Source organism: Mameliella sp. MMSF_3455 (genome assembly GCF_030733205.1).
In the GTDB taxonomy this organism is placed as follows: Bacteria; Pseudomonadota; Alphaproteobacteria; order Rhodobacterales; family Rhodobacteraceae; genus Antarctobacter.
Genome location: NZ_JASHJL010000012.1, coordinates 1 through 24,690, shown reverse-complemented (window position 1 = coordinate 24,690; position 24,690 = coordinate 1). Strand labels below are relative to the sequence as shown.

The window sequence follows — 24,690 nt, the reverse complement described above, 5'->3', positions numbered from 1 at the left end:
AAGACTGTCACATTGCTCTGATAGCCCGTCGCCGATGTAACCAAATCATGGAGACCCTCATGCGTTTCGCCCTTACCGCGCTTGCTGCCGCGCTGCTTTCGACTTCGGCGATGGCCGAGGTGTCGGGCAAGCTGGTGCTGTATACCTCGCAGCCCAATGCCGATGCACAACAAACGGTCGACGCCTTCCAGGCCAAGTACCCGGAGGTCGAGGTCGAATGGATTCGCGACGGCACCACCAAGGTCATGGCAAAGCTGCGCGCCGAATTTGCCGCCGGCGCCCCGCAGCCCGACGTCCTGCTGATCGCCGACATGGTCACGATGGAAGGGCTCGAGGCCGAAGGTCGCCTGATGGCCTACCCCGAGGCCGACACCAGCGCCTATGACCCCGCGCTGATGGATGCCGAAGGGCATTATTTCTCGACCAAGCTGATCACCACCGGCATCGTCTACAACACCGGCGCCGAGATGGTCCCGACCTCTTATGCCGACCTGCTGAAAGAGGCGGCCAAGGACAAGCTGGCGATGCCTTCGCCGCTGACATCCGGCGCGGCGACCATCCACATGGCCGCCATCACCGCGCATCCCGACCTGGGCTGGGATTTCTACGAAGGCCTGGCCGCACAGGGCGCCATCCCCGAAGGCGGCAATGGCGGCACCTACAAGGCCGTCGCCGGGGGCGAAAAACTCTATGGGTTCGTGGTCGACTTCCTGCCGATCCGCAACAAGCTGGACGGCGCCCCGGTTGAGTTCGTCTTCCCCGAGGAAGGCGTCTCGGCCGTGACAGAGCCGGTCGCGATCCTGTCGACCGCGCAGAACCCGGACGCCGCCAAGGCCTTTGTCGACTTCCTGATCTCGGAAGAAGGCCAGCAACTGGCCGCCGACATGGGATACCTGCCCGCGCATCCCGCCATCACCCCGCCCGAGGGGTTCCCGGCGCTGAACGACATCAAGCTGCTGGACTTCGACCCGGCCAAGGCCCTGGAAAACGACCAGGCCAACAAGATGAAGTTCACCGAGATCTTCGGCGGCTGACCTCTTGCGGCTGTTGAACTTCCTGCGCAGCGGCGAGGGCCTGACCCTTGCCGCTGTCACCTTTTTCGCGCTGGCCCTGCTGGTCTTTCCGCTGGGCCTGCTGGCGCGTGTCGGTGTGACACAGGACGACGTCCTTTCGCTGGCGCCCCTGTCGGATGCACTGTCCTCGCGCTCGGTCTGGCGCGCCTTCACGCATTCACTGGAAAGCGCCCTTTTCTCGTCGCTTATCTCGCTGGTCGCGGGCACCGGGATCGCGCTGGCCATCGGTCTGACCGATATCCGCTGGAAAGGTATCTTCACCTTTCTCCTGCTGATCCCGATGATGATTCCGCCGCATGTCACGGCGATTGCCTGGATCCAGGCGATGGGCCCGTCCTCTCCGATCCTGCGCAGCCTGGGGATCGCGCCGGAACTGGGCACCACGCACCCCCTCTATTCCCCCGGCGGGCTGATCTTTCTGCTGGGCGTCCAGCATACGCCGCTGGTCTTTCTTGTTGTCCTGGCCGCGCTCCGCGCCCTGCCGCGCGAGATGAGCGATGCCGCACGGATCGCCGGCGCCGGTGGCGGCAGACTGCTCCGGCGCATAATCCTGCCGCTGCTGGCCCCGACACTGATCGCCGGATATGCGCTGGCCTTCGTCTCGGCGCTGGGGAATTTCGGCATTCAGGCGCTGCTGGGCATTCCCGCGCGCTACATCACCCTGCCGGTGCTGATCTGGCAACGGCTGGCCAGCTTCGGCCCCTCTGTGCTGACCGACGTGGCGGTGATCGCCTCGATCCTGGCGCTCCTGGCGGTGATGGTGATCCTGCTGCAGATGCTGCTGCTGCGGAATGCCCGCAGCACACTGATCGGCCCGCCTCAGCCGCCGCTGCACATCCGCCTGGGACGCATGCGCGGCTGGACCGAGGCCGGGCTGTCCCTGCTGGTGCTGGGCACGCTGGTTCTGCCCATCGCGGCGCTGGTGGCGACGGCCCTGGTGCGCACCTACGGCCTGCCGCTGAACGGCAACACGATCACGCTGGACAATTTTGCCGAGATCCTGTTCCGGCAATCCGTCACCGCGCGCGCCTTTCTGAATTCTTCGCTGACGGCCGCCACGGCTGCGGGAATCATCGCCCTGGGCAGCATCCTTGTCGCGCATTTCATGTCCTCGCCCCGGCGTCCCGTGCGGGGCACCGGCCTGGGCATCGCGACGCTGAGCGAGATGACCTACGCCATTCCGGGCCTCGTGATCTCGATCGCCTTCATCCTCGCCTTTCTCAAGCCCCTGCCGCTGTTCAACGTCTCGCTCTACAACACGCTGGGGATCATCCTTGTCGCCTATCTCTGCGCCTTCTTCTCCATCGCGCTGAAACCCGTCAGCGCCGCCTTCGTGCAACTGGACCCCGCGCTGGACGAGGCCGCCCGGATCTCTGGCGCGTGCTACGGACTTCGGATGCGACGGATCTTTCTGCCGCTCATCGCACCGGCGGCAGCCTCGGGGGCGATCCTTGTCTTTCTGACCGCCTACAACGAGGTCACGGTTTCGGCCCTGCTGTGGTCCAGCGGTAACGAGACCATCGGCACGACGATCTACAATTACGAGGATGGCGGTTACACGACCCTTGCTGCCGCGATGGCCAGCGTGACGGTGGTGGCCACGATCCTTTTGATGGCCGCATTGGATCGGCTGGGACGACAGGCGCCGCGCGGCGTGGTGCCCTGGCGGATGTGACCCGCCTCAGGACAGGAGCGGCGCGAATTCGACGTCGATCCGCTCGAACAGGGGCAAGTGGTCAGCGGTCGTTTCCAGCAGCGCGGGATTGCCCGCGTGTCTTTGGCGTATGTCCGCGATCCGCTGGGACAGGGTCAGGGCCTCTCCGTTCGGGCCGGACCGGTTGTCGCAAAAGGTCAGCGCCCGGCTGAGCGCCGTATCCATCATCCGGCAGGTCGGCCCGTAGTGCTCGGCGAGATCCGGCCGCGTCCGCAGGCAGAGCCCGCGCGCGCCGGAATGGTGCAGCACCGCATCGACAACCTCGGCATCGCAGCCGTCGGACCGGGCCAGAATGGCCCCGTCGACCGGGTGAAAGCCTGTCTTGGCAAAGGTCTCGGCATAGCCGATGTCATGGTAGGCGGCAGCAATGACCAGCCGCCCGCCGAAATCCTGCCGCGCCTCGACCCTTCGGGCCAGTTCCATAACCCGCCTGATATGGGCCAGTCGGGGCGCGTCCGGTGGAAACCAGTCTTCGGGCGCCTTCATCCCGGCAGGACCCAGGCCCGCTTGATCCGCAGGGCCAGCCGGTCCCCGACCCGCATCGGCGCATGATAGGCCACCGTCAGGCTGGCGCCCGCATCGAGGTCCAGAGCCGCTTCCCAGATTCCGCCGCGATAGAGGACATTGCGCACCGTTCCTGCCAAATGCCCTTCGTCGCCGTCCTCCAGGATCTCGATCCCCTCGGGGCGCACCAGCGCCTGTGCCGGCCCCTCCGGCTGTCCGGGTGCGGTGGTGACATCAAACCGGCAGCCGGACAGTTCTGCCATGCCGTCGCGATAGAGGACGTCGACGACGCTGCCATGACCGATGAATTCCGCCACCTCGACGGACCCGGGCCGTTCGTAGATCTCCTGCGGCGTTCCCACCTGCAGAAAGCGCCCGCCTTTCATCACCGCCATGCGGTCCGCCAGGGCCATCGCCTCGCGTTGGTCGTGGGTGATGTACAACGTGGTCGCCCCGGACGAGCGATGGAAATGCAGCAATTCGCGTTCCATCGTCCCGCGCAGGTGTGGATCGAGATTGGCCAGCGGTTCGTCCATGAGGATCGTCCGCGCCCCGCCCGCCAGGCAGCGCGCCAGCGCCACGCGTTGACGCTGGCCGCCGGACAAGGCCTCGGGCTTGCGCCCCGCCATGTCCTGCAAGGAAACGGTTTCAAGGTGCGTCTCGACCGAGCGCGCCGCCGCCTTGCGCGACATGCCTCCCGCTTCCAGCGGAAAGGCCACGTTGTCCCGGACGGTCATGTGCGGCCAGAGCGCATAGGACTGAAAGACAAACCCGGTTCCGCGCTGTTCGGGCGGCACCATCGTGCCCTGCCCTGCCACCCTGTCGCCGTGGAGGAGGATCTCGCCGCGATCCGGCGTTTCAAGACCCGCGATCAGGCGTAACAGCGTGCTCTTGCCACAGCCGGATTCCCCGACGATGACAAAGAGTTCGCGGTCGGCCACCGTGAATGAAACCTCGGCGACGGCCGGTTTCCCCGCATAGTCCTTGCCGATGTTTCGGACCTCGATACCCGTCGTCATGCGCCCCTACCTCGCTGCGCGCAGGCCCCGGTGATTCCGGCGGATCCCGGCGTCTGGTGGCGGACACCCGGCGTCCGCCTTGCTGGCCGATGCTTACGACCGGCACCGGCGCAACCGCAACCCGATGCCGCGGAAATGCCTGCCCCGCAGCCGAAAAACCCCAGCTGCATGCCATTTTGCTCCGGGTACCGGGCAGTCATCGCCTTGGGGTTGGACCACGATGCGGCACGATGGGTAAACTGGGCCGCATGGGCTATGTGACATCCCTTTTCCCGCGCAAGGTGATCGCGGCCGTCGGACCGGCGGTCGACGGCCCCGGCTTGCTGCGCGGGCTGGGACTGGACCACGACACGCCCTGGGATCCCAAGATCATGGTGCCCGTGACCGTCTATTACGACATGCTGGAACGGATCGCCGAAACGGTCGACCCGACCGACCTGCCGCTGAAGGTCGGCGCCTCCATGCGTTGTGACGAATACGGGGCACTGGGCCTGGCCTGGAAGGCCGCGCCCGACCTCATGGGATCGCTTTCGCGGATCGAACGCTATGCGCGTGTCTGGACCAGCGTGGTGGAATACGAACTGCGTCCCGATCCGCGCGGCGTCCTGCTGGTCCTGCAACGGGCCGGGATGCGGCGGCTCGGTCTCAGGCTCTCGAACGAGACGTCGCTGGCCAGCGCGGTCTCGATTGCCCGGCAGGTCAGCCCGGTGCCCTTTGCCCCGCTCGAAGTCCGGTTTCAACATCCGCCGCCGCGCACCCTGTCCCACCACGAAAGCTGGTTCGGCTGCCCTGTCCGTTTCGACAGTGATCAGGACGCGCTGCTGATTTCCCACGAGTCGGTCAGACAGCCGAATATCCTGGGTGATGAGGGCATCACGCGCTTCCTGATCTCACATCTGGACGAGGAACTGTCCGAGATTGTCGGGGCGGATACGCTGGAATCCCGGTCCAAGGCCGCCATCGCCCGCGCACTGAGCGAGGGCTTGCCCAGAATGGGCGATATCGCCCGGGGCCTTGGCCTCAGCGCGCGCAGCTTTCACCGGCGGCTGTCCGAACAAGGGCTGAGCTTTCAGACCCTGACCGACGAGACCCGCCGCGAACTGGCCGAGGGGTTGCTGCGCGACGAGGGGTATTCGCTGGCAGAGGTCGCCTTCCTGACCGGGTTTTCCGAGCAGAGTTCCTTTACCCGCGCGTTCAAGCGCTGGGTCGGGCGCACCCCGGCAAGCTACCGCAAGGCTCACGGCGCGGGCTGACGCCCCATTGGCAACAACGGTCAAAATGCTGGCGATGGCGGTCAATACTCGCTGCCCGCCGCCGGTCTATTCCCTTGTCATCACTTCCAGACAAGGAGACAGACCATGCACCCCATTCACGTCATCGGCGCAACCGGCAAGACAGGTTCGCGCGTCGCAAGCAAACTTCAGGCGCTTGGCCATGCCGTGCGTCTTGGATCGCGCAATGCGCCGATCCCCTTCGATTGGGAGGCGCCGGAAACCTGGGCCCCTGCCCTGTCCGGTGTCCGCGCCGCCTATGTCACCTATTTCCCCGACCTGGCCTTTCCCGGCGCCGTCGACAAGCTGGACGCGCTGTGCCGCACCGCCCGCGCCGCCGGCGTCGAACACCTCGTGTTGCTTTCGGGGCGGGGCGAACACCACGCCCGTCTGGGTGAAGAGGTTGTGCGCAATGCCGGTCCGGATTTCACCATCGTGCGCGCCGCCTGGTTCGCGCAGAACTTCAGCGAAGGCTACCTGCGCGATCCGGTGCTGGCCGGCGTCCTGCCGATGCCTGGCGGTGACGTCGTGGAACCGATCATCGACGTGGAAGACATTGCCGCCGTCGTGGTCGCCGCACTGACCGAAGGCGGCCACGAAGGCGAGTTGTACGAGGTGACGGGCCCCCGCCTGATGAGCTTTGCCGACATGGCCGGGGAATTGTCCACCGCCATCGGTCGCCCGATCCGGCACCTCCCGATTTCATTCGAGGAGTTCCACGCCAACGTGGCCAGCGCCGGGGGCGAGTTCGTCGCTGACGTCTTTACCGCCATCGCGCGCGAAACGCTGGACGGCCGCAACGCCAGTCTCGGTGATGGCGTGCAGCGCGCTCTTGGCCGGGCGCCCCGGGACTTCGCCGACTTTGCGCGCGCGGCAGCCCAGGCCGGCAAATGGCCGCTCGCGGCCTGACCTTCACCCTGTCGCAGGAAAGGATCTCAAATGGCTTTTTCACCTTTTCAGAAGATCACGCTCGGGATCGCGGGCATCACGGCGCTGGCCATCGGTCTCTGCATCCTTGCCATCCCGCACCGGTTCTATGCCGGCTACGGCATCACCTTGCCACATGACGCGAGCCTGCTGAGCGAGCTGCGTGCGCCCGGGGCCGGGCTGGCCGTGCTGGGCGGTCTGATGCTGTGGGGCATGGTGAACAGTGCCATGCGCCGGGTTGCACAGGTGGCCGCGCTGACCGTGTACATCGGCTTCCCGGCGGGCCGGTTGATGGGTCTGCTGGCCGACGGAGTGCCCTCTGGCAGCATCCTCGGGGCGCTGGCCTTCGAGATCGGCATCGCCGTGCTTTGCCTTCTGGCCTTTCGCCGGGGGCTTTGGACCTCTGTACCACGAGGCGCCGTCCAGACGACCTGACACCGCCTTGGCGGGACGGTGTCTGCCGTCCCGCCCCGAGATTGCCTGAAAAAGGACCCCTGACATGACGACGATCTTCCTGGCCCTCCTGCAGGGCGCCATTCTTGCCTATGCCCTGTTGGCCGGCGTTTTCCTGGCCTTCTCCGATTTCATCATGCGCTCGCTTTCCCGGACCAGCGGGTCCGGCGGCGTCGAGGCCATGCAGGTCATCAACCGCGAGGTCTTCCGCTGGGTCTTCATGATCCTCTTCATGGGGATGGCCCCCGTGTCGCTGCTGCTGTCGGGATTTGCCGTGCTGAGCCTGGACACCCCTGCCGACAGGCTGATCCTGCTTGCCGGGCTGGTCTACCTGGTCGGGTGTTTCGGTGTCACCGTGATCCGCAACGTGCCGATGAACGAGCGGTTGGCGGCAATGGATCCGACCGGCGCAACGGCGCAGGAGTATTGGACCGGGACCTACCTGACCCGCTGGACCTTCTGGAACACGGTACGGACAATTGCCTGTGCGCTGTCCTCTGTCCTGTTGATGACCGCCCTGATCTGGATGGCCGGGGCGCCCTAGCGGCCCGATGGGCGGGTCAGACGGCCGTAAACCGCATAGCCCCGGTACAGGCTGCATGCGCTCAGGGCTGCGGTGCCTTCTGACATCTCCTGCAACGCCGCCCCCAATGTATCGCGCGGCGTGACATGGAACCGCGCCAACCAGCCGCGCAAACCACGTTTGAACCAGTCCGGCAGGCGCCCCTGGTCGCCGAAATCCACGACATGCAGGGTGCCGCCCGGGGCCAGGTGGCGCATGGCCTCGTCCAGCGCGCCTTGCCAGTCGGGGATCATCGACAGGCTGTAGGAGAACACGATGTGGTCGAATTGCGCCTCACCGAACAGCGCCTCGGGGTCGAAAGAACAGGCGTCGGCCTGTGCCAGACGCGCCGCGCCGTCCAGTTTGCGGCGCGCGGAGATCAGCATCTGGTCCGAGATATCCAGCCCGAAGAGCAGTGCGCGCGGATGCCGCTTGCGGATCGCGGCCAGGTTGCGCCCGGTGCCACAGGCCACTTCCAGCACCCGGTCACCCGGCTGGACCTGCATGTTGGCGATCAGGTGGTCACGGCCCAGCAGATAGTACTTGCGGCTGATGTCGTAGAAAAGACGCTGGTAGCGATAGACATCGTCCATCAGCCGCCCGTGATCCGCGACCTCGCTCATCCGCTCACGCCTTCCGACGATAGAGGTGGACGCCGCCGTAGATTGCCGAGCGATCCTCGGCACAGGCGCGCTCTGACGCGGTGGCGTCGTAGGCCCACTGATCCAGCAGCTCTGCCGGGACCCGCCCGGGCAGGATGTCCGGACCACCGCCGGTGCGGAAAAGGACCCGCGCCCCGGGCATGGCCGTGCGGGTGATTTCGCGCCACAGGGCGGCCAGCTGGTCGTCCGTCATCCAGTCCTGCGCATCCAGCAGGACATAGACCGATTTCGACGCTGCCGGGGCCTCTGCCAGCACATCGGTGATGGAGCGGTTCAGCACCGTCGCGCGGCCCGCCGTGGCGCGCAGCGCCTCGAAATTCCGCTTTTCCAGGTATGGGGGCACAGGGCCGGTGCCGTCTTCCTTGTAGCCGCGATTGGCGGCCTGCCAGGCAAAGTAGTTCTCGCCGATCGGGAAGTCGCAAAACAGCTTGCGCGTGCGTTCCTCAAGCACCTTGACGATGTCGCCATCGGCGTCGGCGGCCAGCTTGTCGTATTGCGCTGGGGGAATGCCCAGCCCGAACAGCGAGGCCCGGCGTCGGGCGGCAAACCGGACAAGGCGCGAACGGTAGAGCGGCTTGATCTCGTCCTCGAAAAAGGCGCGCTGGTCGTCCAGCGTCCGGGCGTTCAGAAGCCGGGTGAAATCCACGCCGCCGATCCGCGCCACGAGATGCACCGCCCCCAGGAAGGTGCCCAGCACGCCGAAACGGTAGAACCCGCGTGCAAACATGGACTTGCGGCGGCGGAAACGCTCGCGCCCGTTCCAGAAGGCGCGCGCCTGCGGGTCAAGGTAGGGCAAGACGTAGCGATCCAGCAGCGCCGGGTTTTCCGCCCTGTCCGCATGGCCGAACAGCGCGTAGTAACTCGCGTGATCGGGCAGGCGCTGCGCGGCCTCCAGTTTCAGCCGGTTCAACTCGACGTGCCAGGGCGACAGGTCCACCGCGGTGACCGATGCGGGCCGCGCGGTCAGATAGCTCATCATGTTGCAGCCGCCCGAGGCGATGCAGACGACGTGATCCTCGCGGCCAAGGTTCAAGGCTGTCATGTCGCAGACCGGATCCTCCCAGATCTGCGGATAGACCAATCCCCGGAACAGCCGTGCAAAGACCCGGTCGGACAGGGACGCGAGTGAGAAGGACCGGTTCTGGTAGACCGCTTCCCCGATCAGTTCGCTGGTCGTGTCGCTCATCATGCTTCCTGTCTGGTCTGTCTTTTCTGGCCGTTTCGGGCCCGGCGTCTGGCGCGCTGTTTCAGCATGTGTTGACGGTTGTTCCGGGCTTCCCAGTCGACCAGCCGCATCTCGCCTGCGTGGTTCTCGATGATCGCGGTGCAGCTTTCGACCCAGTCGCCGGTGTTGATGTAGCGGATCTCGCCGATGTCGCGGATCGCCGCGTGGTGGATATGGCCGCAGATCACCCCGTCATAGCCTTTTTGGCGCGCGTCCTGGGCCAGCACTTCCTCGAACTTGCAGATGTAGTTGACCGCCTGCTTGACCTGCTGCTTGCTCCACTTGGACAGCGACCAGTAGCGGCGGGACCACAGGCGGCGGACCCGGTTGATCCGGGGGTTCAGCCAGATCAGCATGGCGTAGGCGCTGTCGCCCAGGTGGGCCAGCCACTTGGCGTTCATCACTACCGCGTCGAATTCGTCGCCATGCGTCACCAGGTAACGCCTGCCATCGGCGGCGCGGAAATCGTCCTGGTTCTTGACCTCGATGCCCCCGAAATGGACGCCGAAGTAGTTGCGCATGACCTCGTCGTGGTTGCCGGGAATGAACACGACGCGGGTGCCGTTGTGCGCCTTTTCCAGCACCGCCTGCACGACGTCGTTATGCGCCTCCGGCCAGTGCCAGCCGCGCTGCAACCGCCACCCGTCGAAGATATCCCCGACCAGGTAGAGTGTCTCGGCGTCGTGCTTGTTCAGGAACTGGACAAGCAGTTCGGCCCGGCAGCCCCGGGTTCCCAAATGGACATCGGACAAGAAGATCGTGCGGTCGGACACCGGTCTGCCAGCTTGTTGTTCGCGTTCCGGCAGCGCCTAGGCCTTCAGTGCTTCACCCAGGTGACAGATTTGTTGCGTTCCTGTGAAGCCTGCCCACCTGCGGCGATCTGGCCGCTTCAGCCGTCCTCCTCCGCAAGTTGACGGCGCAAGTCTGTTTTCAGCACTTTGCCATAGTTGTTCTTGGGCAGCGCCTCGGCAAAGCGGTAGTATTTCGGACGCTTGAACCGCGCAATCCGGTCAAGGCAGAGCCTGTCCAGTTCCGACGAATCCACGATCTGTCCGGGCTGGCAGACGACAAAGGCCACCACGACCTCTCCCCATTCCGGATCCTGTTGGCCAACGACGGCAACCTCGCTGACCGAGGGATGCGCCAACAGCACTTCCTCGACCTCGCGCGGGTAGATGTTCGACCCGCCAGAGATGATCATGTCCCTGGACCTGTCGTGCAGGGTCACATAGCCCTCGGCATCCATGCGGCCCATGTCGCCGGTCCAGAGCCAGCCGTCGCGCAGCGCGCTTGCCGTGGCCTCGGGATTGCGCCAGTAGCCGGGCATCACGGTGGCACCGCGCACAGCGATTTCCCCCACTTCGCCAGCGGGCAGTTCCGCGCCTTCGTCGTCCAGGATCGCGACCTCGACCAGGCTTTGCGCGCGCCCGACAGAGTTCAGCCGTGCGCGCCAGCCCGGCGTCCGGCGGTCAGCCACGTCTGCACGCGGCAGGGCGGTGATTCCCATCGGGCATTCCCCCTGCCCGTAGATCTGCACGAAACGCGGCCCCATTTGCTGAACCGCCTCCAGAATATCCGCCTCGTACATCGGTCCTCCGGCATAGACCACGGTGCGCAAGCCCTCGCCGGTACTGCCGTTTGCCTTGGCCACGTCCACCAGCCGGCGCACCATCGTGGGCGCAGCGAACATCGACACGGGACCGATTTCGGGGGCGATCCGCAGGATTTCCCCAGCGTCGAACCCGCCGCTTTCGGGAACAACGTGACGGGCCCCGCGCAGCACATGCATGAAGTTGTACAGACCGGCACCGTGGCTCATCGGGGCGGCATAAAGGATCGCATCCTCCGCATGTACGTCGTCCACATCCGCGAAATAGCTCATCGTCATGGCGGCGATGTTTTCGCAGGTAATCATCACCCCCTTGGGGCGTCCGGTCGTGCCGGAGGTATAGAACAGCCAGGCCATGTCATCCCGGGCCAGGGATGCAGGGCCGCCCAAAGAGGCCATTGCGCGCAAGTCATGAAACTCAACACCCTCGGTCGAGATCATCGGCGCCGGGCTCATCCCCGTCAGTGCTTTGGCGCTCTTGTCATCGGTAAAGACCAGCGCCGCCTCCGCGTCCTTGACGATCCAGGCCGCTTCGCGCGGATGCAGTTTTCCGTTGATCGGCACCGCGGCGACCCCGGCCCACCAGACGCCATAGAGCGCCTCTAGGTACTCGGTGCGGTTCGCCATGAAAAGCGCCACCCGGTCGCCGCGACCAATCCCGCGCGCCGCAAGAGCCGCGCCAATGCCCGCAGCCCGGGCGGCAAAGGCGCCGTATTCCGCATCGCAGGCCATGCCCTTGAACAGCGCCGGACGCGCGGGCCAGCGGGTCGCAGTGCGGTTCAGCCATTCGGCAGGGTTCATGCCACGGTCTCCCCCCTCGAAACGAAATGCCCCCGCCGGATCGCTCCGGCGGGGGCCATTATCCGGCTGACTGGTTCAACCGCCCTTGAGCCGCTGCATCAGCACGACCTCAGCACCCTCGGGCACCTTGGTATGCCGGTTCGGAGCGACTTCACCGTCGACGACGACCGAAACGCCTGCCTCGATGATCGGTTCAAGCCCCGGATAGTCCGCGACCAACCTATCCAGTGCGCCGCCGACAGTCTCGGCCTCGACCTCGACCACGCGGGCGCCCTCGGTAAAACGTGTCAGGCTGGACCAAAGGTTGATGGCAACCATCAGCCCCCCTTTGCCTTGATCGCCGCCAGCACTTTGGGCGGCGACATCGGCAGATCGCAAAGGCGCGCGCCGGTTGCTTCCTGGATTGCGTTGGCGATGGCGGGCAGCGGCGGCGTGATGCCGGTCTCGCCCACACCGCGCACGCCGTAGGGGTGGCCCGGGTTCGGCACCTCGACGATGACCGTGTCGATCATCGGCAGGTCAGAGGCCACCGGCACGCGGTAATCCAGGAAGACCGAGTTCTGCAGACGCCCGTCCTCGCCATAGATATAAGCCTCGTTCAGGGCCCAGCCGATGCCCTGCGCGGCACCGCCCTGGTACTGGCCCTCGACATAGGCGGGGTGGATGGCGCGACCCGCGTCCTGCACGACCAGGTAGCGCAGGATCGTGGTGCGCCCGGTTTCCGGGTCGACCTCGACATCGACGACGTGACAGCCGAACGAGGCGCCGACGCCCTCGGGCACGGATTCGTGGTGGCCCGAGATCGGCCCGCCGGTCGATCCCATCTTGCCCGCGATCTCGGCGATGGTCATGGGCGGGAATTTCCCCGCGTTGTCACCCGCCGGCTGCGCCGCACCGTCGACCCATTCCACGGCCTCGGGATCGATGCCCCATTCATTCGCCGCGCGCTTGCACATCTCGGTGATGGCATGGCCCGCCGCGACCACCGCGGCCTTGCCACTGGCAAAGGTCGCACGGCTGCCGTGGGTCGGCTCGTTCACGCCCAGGGCGCCGGTTTCGACCACGTTCACGCGCACGTCCTCGTAGGGGATGCCCAGTGTTTCCGCCGTCATCAGCGCGATCGAGGCACGGCTGCCGCCGATGTCCGGCGTACCCACCGACACCTGCGCGGTCCCGTCCTCGGAAATCGCAAGGCTGACAGAGGTCTCGCCATTGTGGTTGAACCAGTACCCGGCTGCGATCCCCCTGCCCTGGTTCGGCCCCAGCGGGATAGAGAGGTTGGGATGCGCCTTGGTCGCCTCCAGCGTCTCGACCAGCCCGATGGAGCCGTATTTCGGCCCGTAGCTGGCGGTATCGCCTTCGCGCACCGCGTTCTTCAGGCGCATTTCCAGCGGGTCGACGTCCAGTTCGCGGCACATCTCGTCCAGTAGGCTTTCAACCGCGAAGGCGCCCATCGGCGACCCCGGCGCGCGGTAGGCGGCGCATTTCGGACGGTTGGCCAGCACGTCATAGCCAATGTGTTCGACGTTCTCCAGCTTGTAGGGCGCAAAGCAGCAGTACAGCGCCATGTCCACCGGAGAGCCGGGAAAGGCGCCGCCCTGCATCCGGAACTCTGCCCGGGCGCCAGTGATGGTGCCGTCCTTCTTCATGCCGATCTTGACGTCCATCGAGGCCGAGGCCGTCGGTCCGGTGGCGCGCAGCACCTCGGACCGGCTCATGACCAGCTTGACCGGTTTGCCACCCGCCTTCTTCGACAGCGCCAGAGACAGCGGCTCCATGAAGATGGTGGTCTTGCCGCCAAAGCCGCCGCCGATTTCGGACGGTGTCACGCGCAGCTGAGAGGTTTCCAGCCCCAGCACGGCGGCGCACATCTTGCGGATGAACCACTGGCCCTGGGTACAGACCCACATCTCGCCTTTGCCGTCGGCGCCCATCTGGCCCATGCAGGCGTGCGGTTCGATATAACCCTGGTGCGTGGCCTCGGTCTTGTAGGTCTTTTCCATGACCAGATCAGCCTCGGCAAAGCCCGCTTCCACGTCGCCGCGGCCGAACTCCATGTAGCGCACGACGTTGGGTGGCATGCCCTCGGGCACCGTGGCGTCGGCTGCGCCTTCGCGGATCACCGGCGCGTCGGGTTTGATCGCATCGTCCACGTCGATGACATGGGGCAGGACCTCGTATTCGACCTCGATCAGGCGCACGGCCTCTTCGGCCCGCAGCTTGGACGTGGCGGCGACGGCGGCGACGGCATGACCGTCATAAAGCGCGCGTTCCCCGGCCATCGTGTTTTCCTGCAGGTTCCAGTCCTCGCCGGTCAGCCCGGTGGGAAAATCGGCCCGCGTGATCACCGCCTTGACGCCGCTCAGGGCCTCGGCCTTCGACGTGTCTATCTTGACGATCCGCGCATGGGCATGCGGGCTGCGCAGCACCGCGGCCCAGAGCATTCCCGGCGCCGAGATATCGGCACCGTAACGCGCGCGGCCCGTGACCTTGTCCAGACCGTCCGGGCGATCGGGGCGCGTGCCGACCAGCTTGAATTCCTTGAACTCGTCCTTTGCCATCACGCAGCCTCCTGCCGAAGTTCCGCAGCCGCATCCATGACGGCGCGGATGATCTTGTCATACCCGGTGCAGCGGCAGAGGTTGCCCGCCAGCCAGTAGCGGACCTCTTCCTCTGTCGGGTTCGGGTTCGTTTCCAACAGCTTCTTCGCCGCGACCAGGATGCCCGGCGTGCAGAAACCGCACTGCAGGGCCGCATGTTCGATGAACTTGCGCTGCAGCGGGTGCAGCTCTGCGCCGTCTGCCATGCCCTCGATGGTCTCGACGCGCTTGCCGTCCGCCTCGACCCCCAGGACGAGGCAGGAACAAACCAGCGCGCCGTCCAGCGTGACAGAACAGGCACCGCAGTCGCCGGTGCCGCAGCCCTCTTTCGAGCCGGTCAGGCCGATGTGATCGCGCAGGCAATCCAACAGCGTTTCGCGCGGATCGGCCAGGAACTCGACCTCGTCGCCGTTCACGCTCGTGGTGACATGAACCTTGCTCATGCGGTGTCTCCTTTTGCGCGGGCCTTGGCGATCAACGCCGCCCGTTTTGTCAGCACGCCGGCCACCTCCGTCCGGAAGGCAACGGTGCCGCGTTTGTCGTCGATGGGCGAACAGGCGGCGCTGGCCGCCTTGGCCAGTGCCTCCAGCGCCGATTCATCCAATGTGGTTCCGATGATGGCCTCTGCCGCCTCGGGCACCAGCTTGACCGTTGGTGCGACGGCGCCCAGCGCAACGCGGGCGTCGGACACGGTGTCGCCGTCAAGGCGCAGGCTGACCGCGCTGCCGACCACGGCAATGTCCATTTCCGTGCGCGGGATGAACCGAAGGTAGGCGTCACCCGCGTTCTGGCCGCGCGGCGGCAGCAGGATGGCCGAGATCAGCTCTCCGGCCTCCAGAGCGGTCTTGCCGGGGCTGACGGGGATGTCCTCGACCGGCACTGTGCGGGTTCCATCCGGTCCGGTGATCTCGACAGAGGCGCCCGCCGCGACCAGCCCGGGCACCGAATCCGCCGCAGGTGATCCGTTGCAGAGGTTGCCCGTCAGCGTCGCGCGCCCCTGGATCTGGGTCGAGCCGACAAGCTCCATCCCTTCGACCACGCCGGGCCAGTCGGCGCACAGCCCCTCATGCGCGCCCAGCGCGATGCCCGGAACCGCGACTCCGATGCGCCAGCCGCCATCGTCCGTGGCCGTGATTTCGGAAACGCCGGCGATCTTTTTCAGGTCGATCAGGTCATCCGGCTGCACCATGCCGGCCCGCATCTGGACCAGCACATCGGTGCCCCCGGCCAGAAACCGCGTCAGCCCCTTGGCCCGTGCGGCCAGTTGCGCGGCATCCTCGAATGTCGTTGGTGTGTGATATCGCAAGGTCACCTCCCTTTGTCGGTTGCCGCGGCGCTGTGCATGACCGTCGCGGATATGCCGGGTGTCGCGCCGTTTTCGCGCCCACCGTTCATGGCTGTCAATTACAAGATCTAAGCACCCATTCAGTTCGCCGCCAGTTGGAATTCACCAAGAGGGCGGAGGCCGGGCAGCCCGGACAGTCGTCTCGGCCGCAATGTTATGCAGTCCGAGCAGCAAAGGGCAAGGCACCGCAAACAGAGAAGGCCGCCGCGTCGCGCAAAAGCTCTCGGCCCGTCCGAGCCAGAACCGTATCCAGGTGGCAGTCCGCCAGTCGCCGGGCCGTGCGGGCAAAGTTGGGGTCGCCTGAATGCTGAGCGGCGACCCGGTCCTCCAGCACGTCGAAAACCGCAGGCAGGCGGTTGCGCGCAGGCCCTTCGACCTGAGACAGCCGCCAGAAGAACCAATCACGCCAGGTGTCGCCCTCGGCCTGTAAAACCGCCGAGATCAGCTATTCCTTGGAGCGGAAGTGATGATAGAGCGGCGCCTTGGCGGTGCCTGCCCGGTCCAGGATGGCGTCGATCCTCTTGGCGTCGAACCCGTGGCTGCAAAAAGATGCGAGACCGAGCTCATGATGCGGTCACGCGCGTTCCTTGCCTGCATCGACGCAAAGCTCCAGCCGCCGCTGTCATCCAGGCAGACCTCGTTCAGTCCATCATCCAGTGCGGCACCTTTCGCTTGCGGCCCGCGCCCGTCGCGCGCGGACGAGCCGATACCCGCGTCCCGCATCAGGAGGCAAATACAAGACAGATTGGTCCGATTTTCCACTGACGCGGTGACAGAGGCACATTTCGCGGCATCTGGGTGATTCTGGCGGATACGCATTTTCAAACATATATCGACAAGGTTTCCATCCGCCTGAACCGCTCAAAAAATCCGCGTTTTTACCTGACTGCAAAATGCCTTAGCCCGAATACGGGCAGTCCACCTGATTTCATGACCAAAAAATTGACCGGTCTGAATACTTCGGCGTCACCTCCGGGCTTGGCTACGCGATCAACGATGTCCGCGACACGCTGGATTACTCGCGGCTTGTCGCCGGCCCTGCTGGGCGACGGCACGGCGCCGAACCCCTCCGAGGCCTCGCCGACCGCGCTGAGATCCTGCATCGCAGTCGGTCTGCACGCCAATGCGGTGGCCGCTACATCACTGTGCAGAAGCTGGAACTGCAGCTGGAAGGCGATTTGAGCATCACTGCCGCCTGGGGCACCGGCGAGATCCAGGGCGGCCCCAGCGTGTCGGACCCGATGAAGGCCATTGCCGAGATCGAAAGACTGAAGCTCAAGGCGGTCCGCGTCGACGGCGGCTATCGCGTCAAGGGCGCCCTGCCCTGGATGTCGAATCTGTTGGCCAATGGCTGGTTCGGCGTCATGTTCTCGGTCGTCGGCGAGGACGAGACTGGCATGGCCATCGCCCACGCGGACGAGACCGAAGGCATGAAACTCAAGCTGATGACCCATGAATGACGGCGACCCGATGTAGGCCGCCGCCCCCTCTCACTTTGCCAACTGGAAAGAACTGACCTCATGGAAAGCCCACTGATCTCACCTGCCGAACCGCAGCCCCTCATGCCTGGCAGCAACATCGTCCTGATCGATGGCGGGATTTCACCGCGACCCGAAGCCGCCGCCGACAGGGGCATCCCGCTCAAGCGCCTGGCGCTGAACCCCGCCGCCTGAACGACAGCGGCGTCAGCGCGTCGCGTCGCGGTACCATGCCACGATCGTTGCGCGACTTTCGGCATCCATGGTCGAGATCGCGTTGGGCGGCGGCATCGCGTGGCTCACCCCGGACTGCAGGAAGATCTGCTTGGCATGGCGGGCCACGTCGGACTCCGTCTCCAGCACCACGCCCTTGGGCGGCCAGAGCACGCCGTCCCAGACGGGTTCACGCGCATGGCACATCGAGCAGTTGCCCAGAACCACGTCGTAGGCCTCCGAGAACCCCTCGGCCGAGGCGAATTGCTGTTCATAGGGCGAGAGCGGGCGCGCCTCGGCCTCGTCATAGGTGTCCAGCATCGGCGCGGTCGACAGCCAGGCGATGACGATGAAGAGCACCACCGTGACGGCCCAGGTCCAGTTCGGCTGACCTTTGCGGGCATGCATCGAGTTGAAGTAGTGCCGGATGGTGACCCCCATCAGGAACACGAGGCTGGCGATGATCCAGGCGTAGTCGGTGGCAAAGGCCAGCGGATAGTGGTTCGACAGCATCAGGAAAATGACCGGCAAGGTCAGGTAGTTGTTGTGCGTCGATCGCAGCTTGGCGATCTTGCCGTACTTGGGATCGGGGGTGCGGCCTTCTTGCAGGTCCTTCACCACGATGCGCTGGTTCGGCATGATAATGAAAAAGACGTTGGCCGTCATGATCGTCGCCGTGAAGGCCCCCAGATGCAGCAGCGCGGCGCGTCCTGTGAACACCTGGTTCAGACCCCAGCTCATCACCACGATGATCAGGAACAGCACCAGCATCATGGCGGTCGGGTAATCGCCCAGTTTCGACTTGCACAGGAAATCGTACAGCAGCCAGCCCACACCGATCGTCGCGGCCGAGATCAGGATGCCCTGCCACAACGACAGGTCCGCCTTGGTCGGGTCCAGCAGGAACAGCTCTCCGCCGACCCAGTAGACGATCATCAAGAGCCCCGCGCCGGACAGCCAGGTGGCGTAGCTTTCCCATTTGAACCAGGTCAGGTGGTCCGGCATCTGCTCGGGCGCGACCAGGTATTTCTGGATGTGATAGAAGCCGCCGCCGTGGACCTGCCATTCCTCGCCATGTGCGCCGACAGGCAGATGCGGCACCTTCCGCAGGCCAAGGTCCAGCGCGATGAAATAGAACGATGAGCCAATCCAGGCGATGGCAGTGATGACATGCAGCCAGCGAACGGCAAAGGCCGCCCAATCCCACATGATGGCCAGGTCGTACATGGCAAGCCTCCTAAAGGGTCGAATCCTCCGCAGACTATGCGGAGCCAAATTGTTCTGGTATCGCTGCCGAATACCAAGCAGCATCAAAAATAGCAGAACAATGTCCTATCTCGACAATATCCGCACCTTCGTGCGTGTCTATGAACTCGGCAGCATGTCGGCAGCGGGGCGGGACTTGCGCATTTCACCGGCTGTAACTTCATCACGAATATCCCAACTTGAGGAACATCTCAGCGTTCGGCTGTTCCAGCGCACCACGCGCAGCCTGACACCCACGGAACATGGTCGGGCGTTTTACAGCGGTGCCTGCGAGATACTGGAATCGGTCGAGAACGCCGAGGCTCAGGTGGTCAGCATCACCGAGAACCCCAAGGGATCGCTGTTCGTGGCGGCCCCTCTGGGGGTCGGACGGCGCCTGATCGCACCACAGGTCCCGGACTTCCTGGAAACCTACCCGGAGGTCAACGTGCGCCTGCGCCTGACCGACCGCAAGGTCGACCTGACGACCGAGGGCCTGGACCTGGCGTTCTTTCTTGGCCAGCCAGAGGACAGCAACCTGCGCATCCGCAAGATTTCGGATGTCGAAAGGGTGCTCTGCGCCGCGCCGTCCTACCTGGAGGCGCGCGGCACGCCGATGACCGGCGACGAGATCCTGGAAAAGGGGCACGAATGCCTGAACCTGCGCTTTCCCGGCGCGACCGAATTCCAGTGGCGGCTGAAGACCCCGGAGGGTGTGCGCAAATTCCCGATCGCGGGCCGCTACGAATCCGATGACGGGGACGTTTTGACCGACTGGGCGCTTGGGGGACATGGAATCGCGCTGAAGCCGATCTTCGAGATCGCGGATCACCTTGAAGCCGGTCGTCTGGTTCCCGTCGCGACGCAGACGCCGCCGGAGCCCATCCAGATGGCCTGCCTGTTTACCCATCGGCGCAGGCAGGACCCCAAGACACGGATGTTCATGGAATTCGTGATAGACCGCATCGGCGCCGTCGTCCGCGACGCCGAAAAGCGGGTTCAGCTGCCGCGATAGGTACTCATGCCGAAAGGCGACAGCAACAGCGGGACATGATAATGGGCGTCGGGATCCGACATGCCAAAGCGAATGGGCACCTGATCCAGAAACAGGATCTCGTCGTTCGCCTGTCCGGTCCGACGCAGGTAGTCGCCGGCAAAGAAAACCAGCTCGTAAGTGCCGGTCTTGAATTTCTCCGCCGGAAGGATCGGCGCATCGGTACGGCCGTCGTCATTGGTTACGGTCTCGGCGATCTTCCGGTGCGAGTTTCCTGAAACCCGGTAAAGGGCGATCTTGATGCCCTCTGCGGGGCACCCGCGCGCAGTGTCGAGAACATGGGTCGTCAGGTATCCGGCCATTGCTGCAAACTCCCTTGCTTGCCGTCTTATAAGGCGGGTTCGCCCCCTGGTGCAAAACTTGCGGGGCTTAAGGCTCCTTCAAACGCTTTTTGAAAAACCGCCCGATTATTCTGGTTTATGAATGCCCAAATTCGATGAGGGCAGAAGTGACACGTTATCCAAGAGACATGACCGGCTATGGCGCCACGCCGCCCGCCGCAAATTGGCCGGGCGGCGCCAGGATCGCCGTCCAGATCGTTCTGAACTACGAGGAAGGCGGCGAGAACTGCACCCTGCATGGCGATCCCGCCTCCGAGGCCTTCCTGTCTGAAATCACCGGGGCGCAGCCCTGGCCGGGGCAGCGCCACTGGAACATGGAATCGATCTATGAATACGGCGCGCGCGCCGGGTTCTGGCGGGTACATCGCGCCCTGCGCGACCTGCCGGTGACCGTCTACGGCGTCGCAACGGCACTGGCTCGGGCCCCGGAACAGGTCAAGGCCATGAAAGAGGCCGGTTGGGAAATCGCCAGCCACGGGCTGAAGTGGATCGAACACAAGGACATGACCGAGGCAGAGGAGCGCGCGCAGATTCGCGAGGCGATCGCACTGCACACAGAGGTCACCGGCACGCCGCCGCGCGGCTGGTACACGGGGCGGTGCTCCATGAACACGGTCGATCTTGCCGCAGAAGAAGGTCAGTTCGCCTATATTTCAGACAGTTACGCGGATGATCTGCCCTATTGGCACCGGGCGAATGGCCGCGACCAGCTGATCGTGCCTTACACTATGGATTGCAATGACATGCGCTTTGCGATCCAGGCCGGCTTTACCCACGGCGACCCGTTCGAGGCGATGCTGAAGGATTCCTTCGACATTCTCTACGCCGAGGGCACGGATGGCGCACCCAAGATGATGTCGGTCGGCCTGCATTGCCGGCTGATCGGACGGCCCAGCCGGATGGCCGCGCTGAAACGCGCGCTGGACTACATGCGATCGCACGAGGGTGTCTGGTTCGCCACCCGCCTGCAGATCGCCGAACACTGGACGAAGGAGCACCCGCCGATGACCCGCCAACGCCCCTCCGACATGGACCGCGACAGCTTTGTGGCGGAATTTGGCGGCGTCTTCGAGCACAGCCCCTGGATTGCCGAGGGTGCCCATGCGCTGGAACTGGGGCCGACCCATGACACCGCCGCGGGAGTGCATTCGGCGCTGGCGCGGGCGTTCCGTGCCGCGGACGAGGACAGGCGCCTGGGCGTGCTCACCGCGCACCCCGACCTTGCCGGCAAACTGGCCGAGGCCAAGCGTCTGACGGCGGAGTCGACGGCGGAACAGGCCTCTGTCGGGCTGGATGCGCTGACCGACGAGGAACGCGCTGCCTTTACCGAATTGAACACCGCCTACACCGAAAAGTTCGGCTTTCCTTTCATCATCGCGGTCCGTGACAACACCAAGGCCACGATCATGGAGGCCTTCAAGCGCCGCGTTGCCAATGACCGCGACACCGAATTCGCCGAGGCCTGCCGCCAGGTGGAGCGGATCGCCGAATTGCGCCTGGAGGAGAAATTCACCGCATGAGCCGCAGCATCGTCGCAGCCCCCCTGACCCACGAGGCCTTTGCCGGTTTCGGCGACGTGATCGACACGGCGGGCGAGGCCGACAAGATCATCAACCAGGGGCTTTGCGGCCGTTTCCATGACCGCGCGCAGCTTGACTTTGCCGGGGGGCGCCCGGGCGTCAGCCTGTTCAAGGCAGAACCGCGCAGCCTGCCCCTGTCGCTGGAGATGGTCGAACGTCACCCCGAGGGCAGTCAGTGCTTCATCCCGATGAGCATGGACGGTTTCCTGGTTGTCGTCGCCAAGGATGACGACGGCAAACCGGGGCGGCCCCGCGCCTTTTTGACCACACCGGGGCAGGCCATCAACTTTCACCGCGGAACCTGGCACGGCGTCCTGACGCCGCTGGCGGCTCCGGGTCTTTTCGCGGTTGTGGACCGGATCGGAGAGGGTCCGAACCTGGAAGAACACTGGTTCGAGGAGCCTTACGAAATCGAAACCTGAACGGGCCGCCGGAGGAGGAGCCGGCACCCGCATCCAACGGAGGAAACATCATGGCCGACACATCCATCGGGACACCGGCGCAGCTCCGCGACCCGAATTACACCCCACCCTTGCACAAGGCGGTGCCACTGGGCATCCAGCATGTGCTGGCCATGTTCGTTTCGAACGTGACCCCTGCCATCATCGTCTGCGGCGCGGCGGGCTTCGGCTTCGGCTCGAACTCACCCGATTTCCCGCAGATGATCTACATGATCCAGATGTCGATGTTCTTTGCCGGCATCGCGACGCTGTTCCAGTCCATCGGCCTTGGCCCGGTGGGCGCGCGTCTGCCGATCGTCCAGGGCACATCCTTTGCCTTCATCCCGATCATGATCCCGCTGGTCGCCGGCAAGGGCGTGGACGCCATTGCCGTACTGATGGGCGGCATCCTGGCAGGCGGCATTTTCCACGCCTTCCTGGGCCTTTTCATTGGCAAGATCCGGTTTGCCCTGCCGCCGCTTGTCACCGGGCTGGTGGTGACGATGATCGGCCTGGCCCTGGTCAAGGTCGGGGTCCAGTACGCGGCTGGCGGCGTTCCGGCCATCGGAACACCTGAATACGGATCGGGCATCAACTGGCTGATGGCGGGGACGGTGATCATCGTGACGCTGGGGCTGAAATTCTTTGCCCGTGGCATGCTGTCGGTCTCGGCGGTGCTGGTGGGCCTGCTGGTCGGCTATGCGCTGGCTTTCATGTTGGGACAGGTCAATCTTGGCAACGTCGGCCGGGCGGCCTCTTTCGCGCTGCCGAACCCGCTTCACTTCGGGCTGGAATTCTCTGTCGCGGCGGTTGTCGGCTTCTGCCTGATGTCCTTTGTCTCGGCGGTGGAAACCGTGGGCGACGTGTCGGGCATCACCAAAGGCGGCGCGGGTCGCGAAGCGACGGACAAGGAAATCCAGGGGGCGACCTTTGCCGACGGGATCGGCACGGCGATTTCCGGCCTGTTCGGCGCCCTCCCCAACACTTCGTTCAGCCAGAACGTCGGTCTGATCGCCATGACCGGCGTCATGAGCCGGACCGTCGTCACCATCGGCGCCTTCTTCCTGATCCTCTGCGGCCTGGTGCCGAAGATCGGCGCCGTCATCTCCTCGGTCCCGATCGAGGTCCTGGGAGGCGGCGTGATCGTGATGTTCGGCATGGTGGTCGCGGCGGGTGTCTCGATGCTGTCGGACGTGCACTGGAACCGCCGCAACATGGTGATCTTTGCCATTGCCCTGTCGCTGGGCCTTGGCCTGCAACTCGAACCCGAGGCGCTGCAGTACCTGCCCAGCACCGTCAAGGTCCTGGCAACCTCGGGCATCCTGCCCGCGGCCCTGATCGCCATCGTGCTGAACCTGCTCTTGCCGCAGGAACTGGCCGATGAATCGACCGAGGAGGTCTCGGGGGGCTTGGCCGGTCACGGCGACGGATCGCTGAAGCAGAACTGATCCACTCTACGAGAAACGACCAAGGCCCGCTGGTGTCCAGCGGGCCTTTTTTCGTGCCACGCAGTGCGACGGCATCCATCGCATAATAAAAGGGCCGGCATGGAAACCATGCCGGCCCTTCTTGGTCCCGCCTTGGTACGGATCAGCCGCGCGCCGTCAACCGCAGCGGCATGTGCCGGTTCACATCCTTGTAGAGCAGGTAGCGAAAACGCCCCGGCCCGCCCGCATAGCAGGCCTGCGGGCAGAAGGCGCGCAGCCACATGTAATCCCCGGCCTCGACCTCGACCCAGTCGGAGTTGAGCCGGTAGACCGCCTTGCCTTCGAGAACGTAAAGCCCGTGTTCCATGACATGGGTTTCGGCAAAGGGGATCACGCCGCCCGGTTCAAACGTCACGATGGTCACATGCATGTCGTGGCGCAGATCAGCCTGGTCGACGAACCGCGTGGTCGCCCATTTGCCATCCGTGCCGGGCATGGCGGCGGGCGTGATGTCCCTTTCGTTGGTCACAAAGGCCTCGGGCGCGGGCAGTCCCTCGACCGCCTCATAGGCTTTGCGGATCCAGTGGAACTTCAGCAACGCGTCTCCCGTGTTCCGCAAGGTCCAGTCGGTCGCGGGCGGCAGGAAGGCATAGCTGCCAGGTTCCAGCGCATGGGCCGTCCCGTCGATGGTCAGCGTGCCCGTGCCCTCGACAACGAAAATCACGGCCTCGGCGCCGGGATCGGTTTCGGGCCTGTCGGACCCGCCCCCGGGCGCGACTTCCATGATGTATTGCGAAAACGTCTCGGCAAAGCCGCTCAGCGGACGCGACAGCACCCACAGGCGGGTCTCTTCCCAGAAGGGCAGAAAGCTGGTGACGATGTCGCGCATCGTGCCCTTGGGGATTACCGCATAGGCGTCGGTGAACACGGCGCGGTCCGTCATGATCTGCTCTTGAGGAGGATGTCCCCCCATCTGTGCATAGTAGCGTGCGGTCATAATAGCCTCTGGGACATTAGGATTTCCCCGAAACTAGCCTGACGCCCGACAACGGGCCAGCAAGTGGATGCCGACAACTCTATTCCGGAAAACTTGATAATGGGCCGGATTTCCCCGTTCGAGCAGGGTTGTCGGGGGGCCGGGCTGATC

General features: G+C 64.9%; 26 protein-coding genes and 1 pseudogene. 13 read left to right on the top strand and 14 right to left on the bottom strand.

Translation table 11 applies throughout. The features are described 5' to 3' along the window. Positions 1-59 precede the first annotated feature (59 nt). Both RBB42_RS10880 and RBB42_RS10875 read left to right on the top strand, forming a co-directional pair. The gene (locus RBB42_RS10880; RefSeq protein WP_305967735.1) at positions 60-1,034 is read left to right on the top strand and encodes an ABC transporter substrate-binding protein; all 975 of its coding nucleotides are present in this window, start codon (positions 60-62) and stop codon (positions 1,032-1,034) included. Between the two features lie 4 nt (positions 1,035-1,038). Beyond that, complete coding sequence (locus tag RBB42_RS10875) at positions 1,039-2,748, top strand: ABC transporter permease (protein WP_305967734.1); 1,710 nt, start codon at positions 1,039-1,041, stop codon at positions 2,746-2,748. 6 nt (positions 2,749-2,754) lie between these two features. Here RBB42_RS10875 and RBB42_RS10870 read toward each other — a convergent pair whose 3' ends face one another. After that, positions 2,755-3,273 (bottom strand): HD domain-containing protein, encoded by a 519-nt coding sequence (locus RBB42_RS10870; protein ID WP_305967733.1) that lies wholly within the window; start codon positions 3,271-3,273, stop codon positions 2,755-2,757. Next, on the bottom strand, positions 3,270-4,310 hold the full coding sequence (locus RBB42_RS10865; RefSeq protein WP_305967732.1) for an ABC transporter ATP-binding protein: 1,041 nt from the start codon (positions 4,308-4,310) through the stop codon (positions 3,270-3,272). Before RBB42_RS10865 ends, RBB42_RS10870 begins: the two co-directional genes overlap by 4 nt. 230 nt (positions 4,311-4,540) lie before the next feature. Here RBB42_RS10865 and RBB42_RS10860 point away from each other — a divergent pair, with 230 nt between their 5' ends. From RBB42_RS10860 to RBB42_RS10845, 4 genes are all read left to right on the top strand, one after another. Continuing rightward, a complete protein-coding gene (locus RBB42_RS10860; protein ID WP_305967731.1) occupies positions 4,541-5,563 on the top strand; it encodes an AraC family transcriptional regulator in 1,023 nt (340 codons plus the stop codon). A 105-nt stretch (positions 5,564-5,668) separates the two neighbouring features. After that, complete coding sequence (locus RBB42_RS10855; RefSeq protein ID WP_305967730.1) at positions 5,669-6,490, top strand: SDR family oxidoreductase; 822 nt, start codon at positions 5,669-5,671, stop codon at positions 6,488-6,490. Between the two features lie 30 nt (positions 6,491-6,520). Beyond that, positions 6,521-6,943: a DUF4345 domain-containing protein gene (locus RBB42_RS10850; RefSeq protein WP_305967729.1), complete on the top strand. Its 423-nt coding sequence runs from the start codon at positions 6,521-6,523 to the stop codon at positions 6,941-6,943. Positions 6,944-7,007: 64 nt separating this feature from the next. Next, positions 7,008-7,505 carry an anthrone oxygenase family protein gene (locus RBB42_RS10845; RefSeq protein ID WP_305967728.1) on the top strand — a complete coding sequence of 166 codons (498 nt, stop codon included), beginning with the start codon at positions 7,008-7,010 and terminating at the stop codon, positions 7,503-7,505. On the opposite strand, the gene RBB42_RS10840 is transcribed toward RBB42_RS10845, so the two are convergent. The 9 genes and pseudogenes from RBB42_RS10840 to RBB42_RS28110 all read right to left on the bottom strand — a co-directional run. Continuing rightward, a complete protein-coding gene (locus RBB42_RS10840; RefSeq protein ID WP_305967727.1) occupies positions 7,502-8,146 on the bottom strand; it encodes a class I SAM-dependent methyltransferase in 645 nt (214 codons plus the stop codon). The two genes, RBB42_RS10845 and RBB42_RS10840, sit on opposite strands and share 4 nt — an antisense overlap. Positions 8,147-8,150: 4 nt before the next feature. Next, a complete protein-coding gene (locus RBB42_RS10835; protein WP_305967726.1) occupies positions 8,151-9,371 on the bottom strand; it encodes a BtaA family protein in 1,221 nt (406 codons plus the stop codon). Next, positions 9,371-10,162: a UDP-2,3-diacylglucosamine diphosphatase gene (locus RBB42_RS10830; RefSeq protein WP_305967725.1), complete on the bottom strand. Its 792-nt coding sequence runs from the start codon at positions 10,160-10,162 to the stop codon at positions 9,371-9,373. Before RBB42_RS10830 ends, RBB42_RS10835 begins: the two co-directional genes overlap by 1 nt. Positions 10,163-10,299: 137 nt before the next feature. Beyond that, positions 10,300-11,820, bottom strand: coding sequence for an AMP-binding protein (locus tag RBB42_RS10825; RefSeq protein WP_305967724.1), 1,521 nt, complete (start codon positions 11,818-11,820; stop codon positions 10,300-10,302). A 75-nt stretch (positions 11,821-11,895) separates the two neighbouring features. Further along, positions 11,896-12,138 carry a MoaD/ThiS family protein gene (locus RBB42_RS10820; RefSeq protein ID WP_305967723.1) on the bottom strand — a complete coding sequence of 81 codons (243 nt, stop codon included), beginning with the start codon at positions 12,136-12,138 and terminating at the stop codon, positions 11,896-11,898. Beyond that, positions 12,138-14,381: a xanthine dehydrogenase family protein molybdopterin-binding subunit gene (locus RBB42_RS10815; protein ID WP_305967722.1), complete on the bottom strand. Its 2,244-nt coding sequence runs from the start codon at positions 14,379-14,381 to the stop codon at positions 12,138-12,140. Before RBB42_RS10815 ends, RBB42_RS10820 begins: the two co-directional genes overlap by 1 nt. After that, a complete protein-coding gene (locus RBB42_RS10810; protein ID WP_305967721.1) occupies positions 14,381-14,863 on the bottom strand; it encodes a (2Fe-2S)-binding protein in 483 nt (160 codons plus the stop codon). The genes RBB42_RS10815 and RBB42_RS10810 overlap by 1 nt, the downstream gene beginning before the upstream one ends. After that, on the bottom strand, positions 14,860-15,726 hold the full coding sequence (locus tag RBB42_RS10805; RefSeq protein ID WP_305967720.1) for an FAD binding domain-containing protein: 867 nt from the start codon (positions 15,724-15,726) through the stop codon (positions 14,860-14,862). The genes RBB42_RS10810 and RBB42_RS10805 overlap by 4 nt, the downstream gene beginning before the upstream one ends. A gap of 484 nt (positions 15,727-16,210) precedes the next feature. Continuing rightward, a pseudogene (locus tag RBB42_RS28110) lies at positions 16,211-16,306 on the bottom strand (helix-turn-helix domain-containing protein); the annotation flags it as partial. Between the two features lie 257 nt (positions 16,307-16,563). Here RBB42_RS28110 and RBB42_RS10800 point away from each other — a divergent pair. Genes RBB42_RS10800 through RBB42_RS10790 form a run of 3 tightly spaced genes read left to right on the top strand, consistent with a single transcriptional unit; the run spans position 16,564 to position 17,438 of the window. Further along, positions 16,564-16,947 (top strand): hypothetical protein, encoded by a 384-nt coding sequence (locus tag RBB42_RS10800; protein WP_306043364.1) that lies wholly within the window; start codon positions 16,564-16,566, stop codon positions 16,945-16,947. Next, entirely contained in the window at positions 16,944-17,225 is a 282-nt protein-coding gene (locus tag RBB42_RS10795) for a hypothetical protein (RefSeq protein ID WP_306043365.1), read from the top strand. The genes RBB42_RS10800 and RBB42_RS10795 overlap by 4 nt, the downstream gene beginning before the upstream one ends. Positions 17,226-17,285: 60 nt before the next feature. After that, positions 17,286-17,438 carry a hypothetical protein gene (locus RBB42_RS10790; protein WP_305967718.1) on the top strand — a complete coding sequence of 51 codons (153 nt, stop codon included), beginning with the start codon at positions 17,286-17,288 and terminating at the stop codon, positions 17,436-17,438. Positions 17,439-17,450: 12 nt separating this feature from the next. Here the strand turns inward: RBB42_RS10790 and RBB42_RS10785 are convergent, their stop codons facing one another. Further along, positions 17,451-18,683, bottom strand: a complete 1,233-nt coding sequence (locus RBB42_RS10785; protein ID WP_305967717.1) for a urate hydroxylase PuuD — start codon at positions 18,681-18,683, stop codon at positions 17,451-17,453. A gap of 100 nt (positions 18,684-18,783) precedes the next feature. On the opposite strand from RBB42_RS10785, the gene RBB42_RS10780 reads away from it, so the two are divergent. Then, entirely contained in the window at positions 18,784-19,716 is a 933-nt protein-coding gene (locus RBB42_RS10780; RefSeq protein ID WP_305967716.1) for a LysR family transcriptional regulator, read from the top strand. Here RBB42_RS10780 and uraH read toward each other — a convergent pair. Beyond that, positions 19,701-20,057: a hydroxyisourate hydrolase gene (uraH, locus tag RBB42_RS10775; RefSeq protein ID WP_305967715.1), complete on the bottom strand. Its 357-nt coding sequence runs from the start codon at positions 20,055-20,057 to the stop codon at positions 19,701-19,703. The two genes, RBB42_RS10780 and uraH, sit on opposite strands and share 16 nt — an antisense overlap. Before the next feature lie 146 nt (positions 20,058-20,203). Between uraH and puuE the strand changes: the two genes are divergently transcribed. The 3 genes from puuE to RBB42_RS10760 are packed head-to-tail and all read left to right on the top strand — an operon-like array spanning position 20,204 to position 23,564. Continuing rightward, complete coding sequence (gene puuE, locus RBB42_RS10770; RefSeq protein WP_305967714.1) at positions 20,204-21,616, top strand: allantoinase PuuE; 1,413 nt, start codon at positions 20,204-20,206, stop codon at positions 21,614-21,616. After that, positions 21,613-22,098, top strand: coding sequence for an ureidoglycolate lyase (locus tag RBB42_RS10765; protein WP_305967713.1), 486 nt, complete (start codon positions 21,613-21,615; stop codon positions 22,096-22,098). Before puuE ends, RBB42_RS10765 begins: the two co-directional genes overlap by 4 nt. A gap of 50 nt (positions 22,099-22,148) precedes the next feature. Then, complete coding sequence (locus RBB42_RS10760) at positions 22,149-23,564, top strand: uracil-xanthine permease family protein (protein WP_305967712.1); 1,416 nt, start codon at positions 22,149-22,151, stop codon at positions 23,562-23,564. A gap of 142 nt (positions 23,565-23,706) precedes the next feature. Here RBB42_RS10760 and RBB42_RS10755 read toward each other — a convergent pair whose 3' ends face one another. Further along, complete coding sequence (locus RBB42_RS10755; protein ID WP_305967711.1) at positions 23,707-24,540, bottom strand: bifunctional allantoicase/(S)-ureidoglycine aminohydrolase; 834 nt, start codon at positions 24,538-24,540, stop codon at positions 23,707-23,709. Positions 24,541-24,690 lie beyond the last annotated feature (150 nt).

Excerpts from the sequence above, each read along its gene's own strand:
- RBB42_RS10780 (WP_305967716.1), top strand. The coding sequence starts at position 18,784 with ATGTCCTATCTCGACAATATCCGCACCTTCGTGCGTGTCTATGAACTC.
- uraH (WP_305967715.1), bottom strand. The coding sequence starts at position 20,057 with ATGGCCGGATACCTGACGACCCATGTTCTCGACACTGCGCGCGGGTGC.
- RBB42_RS10860 (WP_305967731.1), top strand. The coding sequence starts at position 4,541 with ATGGGTAAACTGGGCCGCATGGGCTATGTGACATCCCTTTTCCCGCGC.
- RBB42_RS10820 (WP_305967723.1), bottom strand. The coding sequence starts at position 12,138 with ATGGTTGCCATCAACCTTTGGTCCAGCCTGACACGTTTTACCGAGGGC.
- RBB42_RS10825 (WP_305967724.1), bottom strand. The coding sequence starts at position 11,820 with ATGAACCCTGCCGAATGGCTGAACCGCACTGCGACCCGCTGGCCCGCG.
- RBB42_RS10755 (WP_305967711.1), bottom strand. The coding sequence starts at position 24,540 with ATGACCGCACGCTACTATGCACAGATGGGGGGACATCCTCCTCAAGAG.
- RBB42_RS10835 (WP_305967726.1), bottom strand. The coding sequence starts at position 9,371 with ATGAGCGACACGACCAGCGAACTGATCGGGGAAGCGGTCTACCAGAAC.
- RBB42_RS10765 (WP_305967713.1), top strand. The coding sequence starts at position 21,613 with ATGAGCCGCAGCATCGTCGCAGCCCCCCTGACCCACGAGGCCTTTGCC.
- RBB42_RS10850 (WP_305967729.1), top strand. The coding sequence starts at position 6,521 with ATGGCTTTTTCACCTTTTCAGAAGATCACGCTCGGGATCGCGGGCATC.
- RBB42_RS10855 (WP_305967730.1), top strand. The coding sequence starts at position 5,669 with ATGCACCCCATTCACGTCATCGGCGCAACCGGCAAGACAGGTTCGCGC.
- RBB42_RS10870 (WP_305967733.1), bottom strand. The coding sequence starts at position 3,273 with ATGAAGGCGCCCGAAGACTGGTTTCCACCGGACGCGCCCCGACTGGCC.
- RBB42_RS10815 (WP_305967722.1), bottom strand. The coding sequence starts at position 14,381 with ATGGCAAAGGACGAGTTCAAGGAATTCAAGCTGGTCGGCACGCGCCCC.
- RBB42_RS10760 (WP_305967712.1), top strand. The coding sequence starts at position 22,149 with ATGGCCGACACATCCATCGGGACACCGGCGCAGCTCCGCGACCCGAAT.
- RBB42_RS10790 (WP_305967718.1), top strand. The coding sequence starts at position 17,286 with ATGGAAAGCCCACTGATCTCACCTGCCGAACCGCAGCCCCTCATGCCT.
- RBB42_RS10840 (WP_305967727.1), bottom strand. The coding sequence starts at position 8,146 with ATGAGCGAGGTCGCGGATCACGGGCGGCTGATGGACGATGTCTATCGC.
- RBB42_RS10880 (WP_305967735.1), top strand. The coding sequence starts at position 60 with ATGCGTTTCGCCCTTACCGCGCTTGCTGCCGCGCTGCTTTCGACTTCG.
- RBB42_RS10845 (WP_305967728.1), top strand. The coding sequence starts at position 7,008 with ATGACGACGATCTTCCTGGCCCTCCTGCAGGGCGCCATTCTTGCCTAT.
- RBB42_RS10865 (WP_305967732.1), bottom strand. The coding sequence starts at position 4,310 with ATGACGACGGGTATCGAGGTCCGAAACATCGGCAAGGACTATGCGGGG.
- RBB42_RS10810 (WP_305967721.1), bottom strand. The coding sequence starts at position 14,863 with ATGAGCAAGGTTCATGTCACCACGAGCGTGAACGGCGACGAGGTCGAG.
- RBB42_RS10785 (WP_305967717.1), bottom strand. The coding sequence starts at position 18,683 with ATGTACGACCTGGCCATCATGTGGGATTGGGCGGCCTTTGCCGTTCGC.